Origin of the sequence: Rhodoferax sp. (assembly GCF_013297935.1) — a bacterium.
Taxonomy (GTDB): domain Bacteria; phylum Pseudomonadota; class Gammaproteobacteria; order Burkholderiales; family Burkholderiaceae_C; genus Allorhodoferax.
On sequence record NZ_JAAFIX010000003.1, the window covers coordinates 16,785 to 29,122 of the forward strand.

The 12,338-nt window shown below is 62.3% G+C and carries 8 protein-coding genes; 5 read left to right on the forward strand and 3 right to left on the reverse strand.

Features of this window, described 5'->3' with window-relative positions; all coding sequences use genetic code 11:
• The first annotated feature begins 28 nt into the window (after positions 1–28).
• The 5 genes from dinB to QZW03_RS05595 all read left to right on the forward strand — a co-directional run bounded on the left by dinB (position 29) and on the right by QZW03_RS05595 (position 9,523).
• Complete coding sequence (gene dinB / locus QZW03_RS05575; protein WP_296508992.1) at positions 29–1,267, forward strand: DNA polymerase IV; 1,239 nt, start codon at positions 29–31, stop codon at positions 1,265–1,267.
• A 243-nt stretch (positions 1,268–1,510) separates the two neighbouring features.
• Entirely contained in the window at positions 1,511–3,070 is a 1,560-nt protein-coding gene (locus QZW03_RS05580; RefSeq protein ID WP_296508993.1) for a PAS domain-containing methyl-accepting chemotaxis protein, read from the forward strand.
• Between the two features lie 37 nt (positions 3,071–3,107).
• Positions 3,108–5,708, forward strand: coding sequence for an EAL domain-containing protein (locus tag QZW03_RS05585; protein WP_296508994.1), 2,601 nt, complete (start codon positions 3,108–3,110; stop codon positions 5,706–5,708).
• Between the two features lie 81 nt (positions 5,709–5,789).
• A complete protein-coding gene (locus tag QZW03_RS05590; protein ID WP_296508995.1) occupies positions 5,790–6,872 on the forward strand; it encodes a TRAP transporter substrate-binding protein in 1,083 nt (360 codons plus the stop codon).
• On the forward strand, positions 6,872–9,523 hold the full coding sequence (locus tag QZW03_RS05595) for an EAL domain-containing protein (RefSeq protein WP_296508996.1): 2,652 nt from the start codon (positions 6,872–6,874) through the stop codon (positions 9,521–9,523). The genes QZW03_RS05590 and QZW03_RS05595 overlap by 1 nt, the downstream gene beginning before the upstream one ends.
• 44 nt (positions 9,524–9,567) lie before the next feature.
• Here the strand turns inward: QZW03_RS05595 and queF are convergent, their stop codons facing one another.
• Genes queF through yaaA form a run of 3 tightly spaced genes read right to left on the reverse strand, consistent with a single transcriptional unit; the run spans position 9,568 to position 12,114 of the window.
• A complete protein-coding gene (gene queF, locus QZW03_RS05600; protein ID WP_296508997.1) occupies positions 9,568–10,413 on the reverse strand; it encodes an NADPH-dependent 7-cyano-7-deazaguanine reductase QueF in 846 nt (281 codons plus the stop codon).
• Positions 10,414–11,313: an alpha/beta hydrolase gene (locus QZW03_RS05605; protein WP_296508998.1), complete on the reverse strand. Its 900-nt coding sequence runs from the start codon at positions 11,311–11,313 to the stop codon at positions 10,414–10,416.
• Positions 11,314–11,340: 27 nt separating this feature from the next.
• Positions 11,341–12,114, reverse strand: a complete 774-nt coding sequence (yaaA, locus tag QZW03_RS05610; RefSeq protein ID WP_296508999.1) for a peroxide stress protein YaaA — start codon at positions 12,112–12,114, stop codon at positions 11,341–11,343.
• Positions 12,115–12,338: the final 224 nt, after the last annotated feature.

Here is a 12,338-nt window from a genome sequence, read left to right on the forward strand (position 1 = left end):
CTCGCCTGCTTGCTATCCTCTGCGGCGCATGCCTGTACCCCACTCCGCCCCTCCAGATAACGTCACATCGCCGATACGCCGTATCGCGCATCTGGACATGGATGCGTTTTATGCCTCGGTGGAGCTGCTGCGCTACCCGCAGCTCAAGGGGCTGCCGGTGGTCATTGGCGGCGGGCGGCGCCACGCGGACGACGCGCTCCTGGTCCAACACTCCGACACGCCGCTGCACAAAATTCCGGTCGCCGATTTCCCGCTACTGGAAGGCTACACCGGGCGCGGCGTCATCACCACCGCCACGTATGCCGCCCGGCAGTTCGGCGTAGGCTCGGCCATGGGGCTCATGAAAGCGGCCAAGTTGTGCCCGCAGGCCATTTTGTTGCCGGTGGACTTTGCGCAGTACCGGCACTACTCGCAGCGCTTCAAGGCCATCATTACCGACATAGCGCCGGTTATGGAGAACCGGGGCGTGGACGAGGTGTACATCGACTTCACCCACGTGCCCGGCGGCCAGCGCCAGGGCGGCCGCACGCTGGCAAGGCTCATACAAAAAGCCATTTTTGACGACACCGGCCTCACCTGCTCGGTGGGCGTGGCGCCCAACAAGCTGCTGGCCAAAATGGCCAGCGAGTTCCACAAGCCCAACGGCATTGCCATCGTCCATGAGAGCGATCTGGAGCCCATGATCTGGCCGCTGGCCTGCCGCAAGATCAACGGCATCGGCCCCAAGGCCGACGAAAAGCTCAAGCTCCACGGCATAGAGACCATCGGCCAGCTCGCCGCCAAGGAGCTGCAGTGGCTGATGGATACCTTCGGCCCCCGCACCGGTGCCTGGCTGTTTGCAGCCGCTCACGGGCAGGACGACCGGCCGGTGGAAACCGAGAGCGAGCCGGTGAGCATGAGCCGCGAAACCACCTTTGAGCGCGACCTGCACGCTGTGCGCGACAAGGCCGAGCTGGGCGCCCTGTTCACCCGCCTGTGCGAGCAAGTGGCCGCCGACCTGCAGCGCAAGGGCTATGTGGGTAAAACCATTGGCATCAAGCTGCGCTATGACGACTTCAAGAGCGTCACCCGCGACATCACCATCCCGCAGCACACGGCCGATGCGACCGAAATACGCCGTATCGCCGGGCAGTGCCTCAAGCGCGCGCCCCTGCACAAGCGCTTGCGGCTGCTGGGGGTGCGGGTTGGTGCTCTAGCCCCCGAGGATCAGGCGGATAGCGCTATTCAAAAAGTAGCAAAAATGCCGAGAACAAGGGAATTGTTCTAGCTTGATTTCCGGTTGGCCCCGGATGCCAAAAGCATTAAAAACGATTTTTCACTGAATATTCAACTTATTCGCTGTAAGCAAACTATAGCGAATCGGTACCTAGAATTGATGTGCATCAAGCGATATCAATTGGTCTCTGAAGCGGGCGTAGTTCCGCATTGACTAAGCACCCCTGACAGGTGCCAAATGAACTGGTGTCGAGATAAAGCTAAAGCCAACCGATATACCCAGGAGGAATGATCCATGCGCGTGAATTTACCGGTGACACAGCGGGAGTTCGATTACCCATCTGACCGAATGCTGGTGTCCATGACCGACACCAAAGGGGTGATTACCCACTGCAACCACGCTTTTGTGGAAACCAGCGGCTTCACGTACGAGGAACTCATCGGCCAGAACCACAACCTGGTGCGCCACCCCGATATGCCCCCCGCCGCGTACCGCGATATGTGGAACACCATTGGCCACGGGCTACCCTGGACCGCACTCGTTAAGAACCGCCGCAAAGATGGCGACCACTACTGGGTGCAGGCCAATGTGACCCCCATTCTGGAGCGGGGCAAGCCCAAGGGGTATATGTCGGTGCGGGTGAAGCCCAGCCGCCAGGACATACAGGCCGCCGAGGCTCTGTACGCCCAAATGCGGGAGGAAGACAAATCCGGCAAGGCCACCATTTACCTGCGCAACGGGCGGGTGCGTTACCACGGCATCAGGGGTTGGGCGGGCGCACTGAGCCGGTTATCTCTCACGGCCCGGCTCGGACTCGCCTTGGCCGGCATGGTGACTGTTGGCATGCTCCCCGGTTTACTGGGAATGGAGGGCCAGGGTCTTCTTCGGGCCGAATTGGCAGCACTCACCGCCGGTGGTGTAGGCGTTATGGTCTGGTTCCAAACGCGATTTGTTGCAGCGATGAAAGCTGCCGAAGACTTTGCCAACGACCTGTCCGGCTGCAACCTGACCACCAATGTGTCGGGGGCCTACCCGCCGCCTTTAGGCGACATGATCCGGGCGCTGCGCCAGATTCAAATCAACCTGCGGGCTGTGGTGGGCGATGTGCGGGAAGAAATCGACTCCTTCAGCCGGTCTGCCGCTGAAATCGCCTCGGGCAGCATGGACTTGTCCTCGCGCACTGAGTCGCAGGCCAGCAGCCTGGAAGAAACCGCCGCTTCGATGGAAGAACTCTCAAGCACCGTGAAGCAAACTGCGGAAACTGCCGCCCGGGTTGCAGAGCAGAGTGCGCGCAGTTCACAAGTAGCGGCAGAAGGTGGAGATGCGGTGCATCAGGTCATCAAGGTCATGGACCGAATCGACCAGTCGTCGAGCAAGATGCGCGACATCATCAGCGTGATTGAGGGCATCGCCTTCCAGACCAACATTCTGGCACTGAACGCGGCGGTAGAGGCTGCCCGGGCCGGAGAACAAGGCCGCGGCTTCGCAGTGGTGGCCTCAGAGGTGCGGGCTCTGGCGCAACGCAGCGCCACGGCCGCCAAAGAAATCCGCGAACTCATTGCGCAGTCTTCCGAACAAATTTCCGAGGGCTCAGCCCAGATGAAAAACGCTGGCCGCACCATCGACGCGGTGGTAGGCAACGTCCAGGAAGTTGGCAACCTGATCCAAATGATCACCAGCGCCACCAAGGAGCAAGCCATTGGTATTTCTCAGGTCAACGAAGCGGTCACGCAGCTCGACACCGTGACCCAGCAAAACGCCGCGCTGGTGGAGGAGTCTGCGGCCTCTTCCGACGGACTCAACAACAGCGCCTCGTCGGTCGCCCGCGCAGTCCAGGTATTCCAGCTACCATGAGCCCCTGACCTCAACGCCCCGCAGGGCTCACCGCTACATGGATCACAAAAACCTGCTTCCGCTGGGTACCGGGCAGTTAATCCAACTGCTGGATGCGGTGCCTGTGCCCTTGTTCATCAAGGATTCCTCGGGGCGAGTAATTTATGTCAACCATGTGTGGCGCCAAACCATGCTGCCGGCCTTGGGCGGGGCACCGGGAACCCCGCTGGGGGAAGTGCTCAGTGATGAGCAATTGGCAGCTTTTCACCTCCGGGACTTGGAAGCCTTTCAACAGGGTGAAGCCTTAACCCATGAAGACAGTGTGCAAGGGATGGGACAGCGGCAGATTCGCCACACTCTCACCACCTTGGTTCCCTTGTTCGATGATGCAGGCCAGGCGGCCTTTATTGTGGGTTCCAGCCAGGACGTGACCGAACAGCGCCAACTGCAACAGCAAAACGCCGCCGAGCGCAGTTTGCTGGAAATGCTGGCCTCCAGCGTGCCGTTGCCGGACCTGATGGCAGAGTTCATCCTGAACTACGAGCGCATTTTCCCCGGCGTCATGGGCTCTGTGTTGCTCCTGGACGACGCCGGGCTGCACCTCCAGCATGGTGCCGCGCCGAGCTTGCCACAAGCCTATTGCGAGGCTATCAATGGTGTAGCCATCGGCCCGCAAGTGGGGTCTTGCGGCACGGCGGCGTTTACCGGCCAAGAGATTCTGGTGTCCGATATTGCGACCGACCCGCTGTGGGAAGACTACAAAGACCTGGCACTGGGCCACGGCTTGCGGGCCTGCTGGTCCATGCCGATCCGCTCCACCAAGGGCCGGGTGCTGGGTACCTTTGCCAACTACTACGGCCGCCCCATGACCCCGACCGATGCGGAGCTGCAGGCCGCGCGTCGCAGCGCCTACCTGTTGAGCCTGGCTATTGAGAATGATCACAACGCCCGCCAGATCCAGCTCGACCGCCAAGCTATCGAAGAAGCCGGGTTGTACCGCCAAGCCATTCTCGACAGCATGGTGGACGGGCTAGTAACCCTGAACTGCAGCGGCCGTATCCACACATACAACAATGCGGCCTGCCGCATGATGGGGCGCGACGCCAACGCAGAGCGCCCGCATACCCTGAGTGGTTTGCTGGGGACCACCCTGCCCATGGACGACGACGGCCGGCTGCTGCTGCTCGAAACCGTGGACGCGATTGAGGGCACCAGCACCGAGGTCCAGGGGCGCCACCAAAACGGCGCGGTGCGGCCCATCAGCGTGTCGGTCTCGCGCATTCCCCACACGGACCCGCAGACCTTTGTGGTGACGCTGCGCGACATCACCCGCCAGCGCCAGGATGAAGAAGAAATCCGCAGGCTCGCGTTTTACGACCCGCTGACCAACTTGCCCAACCGGCGCCTGTTGATGGACCGGGTGCGCCAGGCCATGGTGAACAGTGCCCGGCTGGGCCAGCATGGCGCGCTGATGTTTCTGGACCTGGACCACTTTAAGCTGCTCAACGACACCCTGGGCCATGATGTGGGCGACGAGCTGCTCCAGCAAGTGGCCTACCGCCTGCGCCATTGCGTGCGGGAAGGCGACAGCGTGGCCCGCCTGGGCGGCGACGAGTTTGTGGTGTTGCTCGAAGGGCTCAGTGGCAGCACGACCGACGCAGCTACCCAGGCCGAAGCGGTGGCCCACAAAATTCTCGATGCCCTAGCCCTGCCCTACAACTTGCGCGGCCACACCTACAACAGCACGCCGAGTATCGGGATTGTGGTGTTCCTCGAAGACCACGAGACCATGGACGACTTGCTCAAAAAAGCCGACGTCGCCATGTACCAGGCCAAATCCGCAGGCCGCAACACAGCCCGCTTTTACGACCCGGTGATGCAGGCCGAGGTCACCACCCACGCGGAGCTGGCCAAAGAAATAAAGCTAGGTCTGCAGCGCCATGAGTTCGTATTGCACTACCAGGTGCAAATGGACAAGCAGGGGCGCTGCACCGGCGCTGAAGCTTTGGTCCGCTGGAACCACCCGGTGCGCGGCCTGGTGTCGCCGGCGCACTTTATTCCGCTGGCCGAAGAAACCGGCATGATTTTGCCGCTGGGGACCTGGGTTTTAGAGTCCGCCTGCCAGCAACTCATGGAATGGCGCCGCAACCCGCTGACCGCCCATTGGACGCTGGCGGTGAACGTGAGTGCCTCCCAACTGGCGCAGCCGGAGTTTGTGCGCAGCGTGTGCGAGGCCCTGGAGCGCAGCGGAGCGCCCGCCGACAAACTCAAGCTGGAGCTCACCGAAAGCATGTTGGTGGACGATGTGGAGAGCATCATTCTCAAAATGCTCGACATCAAGGCGCTGGGCGTGAGCTTTTCGCTGGATGACTTCGGCACCGGCTACTCCTCTCTCTCGTACCTCAAGCGGCTGCCACTCTCGCAGCTCAAAATCGACCAGTCTTTTGTGCGGGACGTGTTGACCGACCCGAGCGATGCCGTGATTGCCCGCACCGTGGTGGCGCTGGGCCACAGCTTGGGCCTGACCGTGATTGCCGAAGGGGTGGAAACCGTCGAACAGCGCGACGCGTTGGCCGCCATGCAGTGCGACGCCTTCCAGGGCTACTACTTCGGCCGGCCGGTTCCGGCCGACTCGCTCACCCTGTCTTCGGGCAGCTGAACTACGGTTCTGCGTGGCAAACGTGTGAAAACGGTGGGCGCAGACGTTACGATGTGTTACCCGAACACGTTGGAGCACCCCTTGAATTTGCGCCCTTGCTTTCGCCGAGCCTTGGCTTTTGCTTTCGCAGGGTTGGCATTTCTGGCCTGCGCCACGGCCCAGACCGTGCCCGCCGCGGCCCCCATGGCCAAACTGCGGGTGGTGGGCGGCTTGGCCGCGCTCAATCAGTACGTGAGGCATGAAGAGCCCTTCTGGACCCGGGAGCTGACCCGCCTGACCGGCGGCAAATACAGTGCCGAAATTGCCCCGTTTGACCAATCAGGGGTACCCGGCGAAGAAATGCTACGCCTCATGTCACTCGGTGTGACGCCTTTAGGCACCGCGTTAATGAGTCAGTCTGCCGCGCAGTACCCGGGCCTGGGTGCCTTGGACCTCGCCGGCCTGAACCCCAACATCAGCACGCTTAAAAAGCATCTCGATGCTTTCCGACCCTACATGCAGAAAATGCTCCGCGCCCAACACGGGGTGGAGTTGCTGGCGGTGTACACCTACCCCGCGCAGGTTTTGTATTGCAAACGGCCTTTCCGCGGGCTCCAGGAGCTCAAAGGGCGGCGGGTGCGCGTGTCGTCAACCTCTCAGGCGGATTTGATGGGCGCACTGGGCGCGGTCCCGGTGCTGGTGGGCTTCAGTCAGCTCATGCTCAACATGCAGTCCGGTAACACCGAGTGCGCTATTACCGGCACTATGTCAGGCAACACCATCGGGCTGCACGAGGTCACCAGCCATATCCACACCCTCCCGATCACCTGGGGCCTGGCCCTGTTCGGGGCGAACGTGGGTGCCTGGAACGCCCTGCCCGGGGACCTGCGCGCCGTGCTCAGCCGGGAACTCCCCAAGCTGGAGGCCGCTATCTGGGCAGAAAGCGAACGCGAAACCGCCGAAGGCCTGGCCTGCAACCGGGGCGACGCCAGCTGCAAAACCGGCCGCCCGGGGCAAATGAAAGAGGTCACCGCCAGTGCTGCAGACACGCAGCTGGTGAATGACATTCTGCGCAACACGGTTCTCCCGCGCTGGAAGCAACGCTGCCACCAGCAGTGCCAGTCGGTCTGGGACCACACCATCGGGCCCCTGCACGAAGCCTCCGCCCCGCCACCTGCACGTTGATGATTCGTTACAAGTTCAAAGTTCAACATGCGGTGGCCGCCATCACTGCGGCGCTGGTGCTCTCGGTGCTGGCCGCCAGTGTGGTGCTGGTGCGGGACCTGCACCGCAACGCCATCGCCGACGGCCAGGCCCAGGCCAGCCGCTTTGTCTCCGGCGCCCAAGCCGCGGCGAACCGCAGCTTGCTGGGGGTGGATGTTTTGCTGGCCAGCCTCAGCAGCCTGCTCAACCTCGAAAACATGCAGGCGGACTGGCTCGAAGGCCCGCTGGCCGGCAAACTCATTCAGGGTGCCACCCGCCAAAACCTGCTGGTCCGCAGCGTCTGGCTGATCGATGCCCAGAGCACGGTGCTGGCGAGCTCTGCCGCGCGAAGCAGCGAGGGAACCCTGGACTTGCCCAAGGGCTTTGCCACCGAGGCCATCAGCCACCCGATTTCCACCCTCGTAATCAGCCAGCCCTTTATGAGCCCCAACAGCGCCGAAATGGTGCTGCTGTTTGCGCGGCATTTGCCCTTGGCAGACGGCACCAAGCTGCTGGCAGTGGCCGAAGTGCCGGTGAACCCGCTGACCACCATTCTGGTTCAGGGTGCGGACATCAATGCGCTGGAGGCCACCATTGAGCGCAGCAATGGCCAGCTCCTGGCCAGCGTGCCGCCCCAAGACACCTTGACAGGTAGCGTGTTGAGCCCGGCCATGACTCCGCAGTCCTTCGGCGTGGTGCAGACCATGCCCTCGCGCATTCAGCAGCGGCCGGCACTGGTGGCTTCGCGCCCCATGCTCTACAACGAACTACTCATCACCGCCAGTATTCCCATGGACACGGTGCTGGCAGAGTGGCAGTTTCAGGCGCAGCTGGTCGGCATGGTGGGCCTGGTGTTCAGCCTGTTTCTGGGGGCGGCCGGTTATGCTGCCTTGCGCTATTTGCAAAGCATGGGTCGGGCACAGCGCTCTATCAGCCATGCCAAGGCCACCACCGACCAGGCGCTGGAGTCTATGGAAAGCGGCTTTCTGCTGCTCGATGCCCAGCGGCGTGTGGTGACCTGGAACCGCCGCTACCTGGAGTTTTACCCCTGGCAGACCGCAGAAATCCGCGTGGGGCGCTCCTTCGAAGAAATGCTGATGGTGACCGCTACTGAGACGCTGGGCGATGTGCCGCAACAAGCCCGCGAGCAGTGGGTGAGCAACCGCATGGCGATCTTGAAACTCGGCATGCACAGCCATGAGCGCGAGTTTCCCAACGGTCGCATCATCGAAATCACCGAGCGGGCTACGCCCGATGGCGGTGTCGTGATCGTCTACCAGGACGTGACCCGCCTGCGGCGCGCCAGCGCCGAAATTGCGCAACTGGCCTACTTTGACCCGCTGACCAGCCTGCCCAACCGCCGGCTGCTCACCGACCGCCTGCAGCAGGCCCTGATTGCCAGCCTGCGCAGCGGGCGGCGCGGGGCTTTGCTGTTCATGGACCTCGACCATTTCAAAACCCTCAACGACACGCTGGGCCACGACGTGGGGGACCTGCTGCTGCAGCAAGTGGCGGTGCGGGTGAAAAATTGTGTGCGGGAGGCCGACACCGTGGCCCGCCTTGGCGGGGACGAATTCGTGATCATGCTGCTGGACCTCAGCCCGGACGAGGCCGAAGCTGCCCGCCAGGCGCAGTTGGTGGGCGACAACATCTTGCGGGCCATGGCGGAGCCCTTCACGCTCCACGAAAAAAGCCACCGGAGCTCGTGCAGCCTGGGCGCGACCTTGTTCGGGGAAGACACCCAGGATGCCGCCGAGCTGCTCAAGCAGGCAGATATTGCGATGTACCAGGTCAAGAGCAGCGGACGCAATGCATTCTGCTTTTTCGACCCCGGCATGTTGGCGGTGATTGAGGCCCGCGCAGCGTTGGAAATTGACCTGCGGCTGGCCCTGCAGGAGGCGCAGTTTGAGCTGTTCTACCAAGTGCAGGCCAGCAGCAGCGGCACCCCGGTGGGGGCAGAGGCCTTGATCCGCTGGCACCACCCCACCGAAGGGCTGGTGTTGCCGGCACGGTTTATCGGGGTGGCCGAAGAGACGGGGCTGATTCTGCCCATGGGCCTGTGGGTCATGGAGCAGGCCTGCACCCAGCTGGCGGCGTGGCAATCACAACCGGAGTTCCGCCATTTCCAGCTCTCGGTCAATGTCAGTGCGCGCCAGTTCCGGCAGCCTGATTTTGTGAACCAGGTGGCCCGCACCCTGCGCGCCACCGGTGCCCACGCTGAACTGCTGAAACTCGAACTCACCGAGAGCCTGGTGCTCGACAACGTGGAAGACACCATTGAGAAAATGCACGCGCTCAAATCTCTGGGCGTGCGCTTCTCGATGGACGACTTCGGCACCGGGCACTCCTCGCTGTCGTACCTGACGCGCCTGCCCCTGAATCAGCTCAAAATTGACCAGTCCTTTGTGCACAACATCGGCCTGCAGGCGACGGACTCCATCATCATCCAGACCATCATCGGCATGGGGCGTAACCTCGGGCTGGAGGTTTTGGCTGAAGGGGTGGAGACCGAGGCGCAGCACAGCTTCCTATCGGCCCACGGTTGCGATTTGCACCAAGGCTACTTACTTGGCAGGCCTCAGCCGGTCGGTGCCTTTATGGCCTCACTCACTTCAGAGGAAATAGCTGCCTAGCCCTTGTAAAGATTGCGCGAGCAGCTATATTTTTTATAGCAGAATTACTGCCGCGCCGTGCGGATGTTGCCGGGCAAGGCTTGCGGATGGCTGGTGCGCAAGGGGTTGATGTCGAGCCCGCCGCGGCGGGTGTAGCGGGCGTAGACCGTGAGCTTGACCGGTTTGCACCGGGTCCAGATGTCCATAAAGATGCGCTCCACGCATTGCTCATGGAACTCGTTGTGATTGCGAAAACTCACCAGGTACTGCAGCAAGCCTTCTTGCTGAATGGCCAGCCCGGTGTAGCTGATTTGCACACTCCCCCAGTCCGGCTGGCCGGTGACCAGGCAGTTGCTTTTGAGCAGGTTGCTCACCAGCACTTCGGTCACGATGCCCTCTTCGGCCGGCGCGGTACTGAGCAGCTCGGGGGCCGGTTGGTAGTGGGTGCAGTCCACATCGAGGCGGTCCAGGCTCAGGCCATCGAGTTCATGCACCGGCTCACGGTCAAACAGGTCGACACCCAGCACGCGCACGCCTACCGACTGCACCGGGCCACCGCGCCACGCCGCTTCTGCAATGTCGGCGCGCAAGCGCGCCAGCACCTCGGAGGCATCTGCAAAGCGGGTGTTGTTAAAGCTGTTGAGGTAGAGCTTGAAGGACTTGCTCTCGATGATGTTGGGTGTCTCGGCGGGAATGGTGAAGTGGGCCAACGCCACCTGCGGCTTGCCGCGCAGGTTGAGCCAGCTCACTTCAAACGCGGTCCACAAATCAGCGCCAAAAAACGGTGCCGCGCCGGTGATGCCGATCTCGCTGCGCTTACCGGCACGGGGTATCGGAAACAGCAGGGACGCGTCGTACTGGTCGATATAGGCCGACGATTTGCCGAGTTGGCTTTGCTCTGGGGTGTTCATTCAATGCTTTCTGTCAATGTGGGCCAAGAGCGCGGCCAGAATGCGGCGCACGGGCTCGGCCGGCAAATCGTGGCCCATGCCGTCGATGCGAAGGAGCGTAGCACCGGGAATGCGGCGCGCCGTGTCTTCGCCACAGGCCAGGGGCACCAGGGGGTCTGCACTGCCGTGCACCACCAGGGTGGGCGCGGTAATGCGCCCCAACAAGGCGGCGCGGTCCTTGTCAGACACCACCGCCACCATCTGGCGCAGGGTGCCCACGGGGTACAGCGCACGCTCCACCCCGCGGGTGATGCGGGCACGCAAGTCGGCCTCAGGAATAGGAAACGCGGGGCTGCCGATCGCACGAAACAGCGCCACCGAGTGGTCCACCATTGCGGCTTTGCTCGTGCCCATGGGTCGGCTCATCATGGCGCGCAACACCTCCGGGGCCGGGCCCGGCAGGCCTTTGGCACCACTGCTGCTCATGATGCTGGTCAGGCTCAGCACCCGCTGCGGCACCGCCAGCGCTACGCGCTGCGCAATCATGCCGCCCATGCTCACGCCCGCCACGTGGGCCTGGCGCACGCCCAGCGCATCGAGCACGCCGATGGCATCTGCCGCCATATCGCTCAGCGAGTAAGGGGCTGCGGGCGTGAAGCCCAGCTTGTACTGCAGGCTGGCCCACATCAGGTTGGGCTTGCCCATAGCGTCCATGCGGGTGCTCAGGCCCACATCGCGGTTGTCAAAACAGATCACGCGGTAGCCGGCGGCCTCCAGCCCCGCCACCATCTCCGGCGGCCAGGCGATCAGCTGCAGGCCCAGCCCCATGATGAGCAGCACCGTGGGCTTATCCGCAAAAGACGCATCCCGCGCGGCACTGTCTTCGACTTCGATCTCAATACCATTTGCTCTTATTTTCATAGCTACCTGCGCATTATTTACGGGGGCTTAAGCCTGTTTTCTTCTAAAAATCAAGCGTTCTGGCGTGGATTCTTCAGCGGCAAATGCATACCCATCCACATCAAAACCCTTGAGTTGTTCGGGCGTGCTCAGGCGGTGGGTGATGGCATAGCGGGCCATCAAACCCCGCGCTTTTTTGGCGAAGAAGCTGATGATTTTGTACTTGCCGTCTTTGTATTCCTGGAACACGCACTCCACCACCCGGCCCTTCAGGGCCTTGAGGTCCACCGCCTTGAAGTATTCGTTAGACGCCAGATTCACCACCACCGGAGTGGTGTCGGCTTTCAGGCGGGTGTTCAGGTAGTCCGAGAGCTGGCTGCCCCAGTAGTGGTAGAGGTTGTTGCCATGCGGGCCCTTCAGGCTGGTGCCCATTTCCAGGCGGTAGGGCTGCATCAGGTCCAAGGGGCGCAACACGCCATAGAGGCCGCTCAAGATGCACACATGGCTCTGCGCCCAGTCCAGATCTTCGGTGCCCAGCGTTTTGGCATCCAGCCCGTCGTACACATCGCCATTGAAAGCCAGCACGGCCTGGCGTGCATTTTTCTCGCTGGCCTTGGGGGACCAGGCGGCATAGCGCGCCACATTCAGGGCCGAGAGTTTGTCGCTCAGGTCCATCAGGCTGGCAATGTCTTGGGGCGAGTAGTCCCGCAGCAAGGCAATGAGCTCCTTGGACTGCTTCACGAACAAAGGGGCCGTGTGGGGCTGACCGTTCAGGGGGGTTTCGTAATCCAGCGATTTGGCGGGGGACAGTACAAACAACATGGCAATTCGGGGGCCGCACGCGGCGGCTGGCAATTCGTGAAAAAAACGCTGCAATCGGGGCGCCGGGCCGCCGCACCGGGCGGGCTGCGCACAGCGGGAGGCCAGTTTATCCCGAAGGCGTGTGCGCCAACCTTGGCCCACGCCAAGCCCCGCAGCCGCGTCACGGTTTCTTCATATGGGCGACTTAGTCTCGGTGCCATCTTTAACCGGGAACTTTCACCACC

Bases quoted from the DNA above. Each gene is read 5' to 3' on its own strand.
- dinB (WP_296508992.1), top strand. From the start codon at position 29: ATGCCTGTACCCCACTCCGCCCCTCCAGATAACGTCACATCGCCGATA.
- QZW03_RS05580 (WP_296508993.1), top strand. From the start codon at position 1,511: ATGCGCGTGAATTTACCGGTGACACAGCGGGAGTTCGATTACCCATCT.
- QZW03_RS05585 (WP_296508994.1), top strand. From the start codon at position 3,108: ATGGATCACAAAAACCTGCTTCCGCTGGGTACCGGGCAGTTAATCCAA.
- QZW03_RS05595 (WP_296508996.1), top strand. From the start codon at position 6,872: ATGATTCGTTACAAGTTCAAAGTTCAACATGCGGTGGCCGCCATCACT.
- queF (WP_296508997.1), bottom strand. From the start codon at position 10,413: ATGAACACCCCAGAGCAAAGCCAACTCGGCAAATCGTCGGCCTATATC.
- QZW03_RS05605 (WP_296508998.1), bottom strand. From the start codon at position 11,313: ATGAAAATAAGAGCAAATGGTATTGAGATCGAAGTCGAAGACAGTGCC.
- yaaA (WP_296508999.1), bottom strand. From the start codon at position 12,114: ATGTTGTTTGTACTGTCCCCCGCCAAATCGCTGGATTACGAAACCCCC.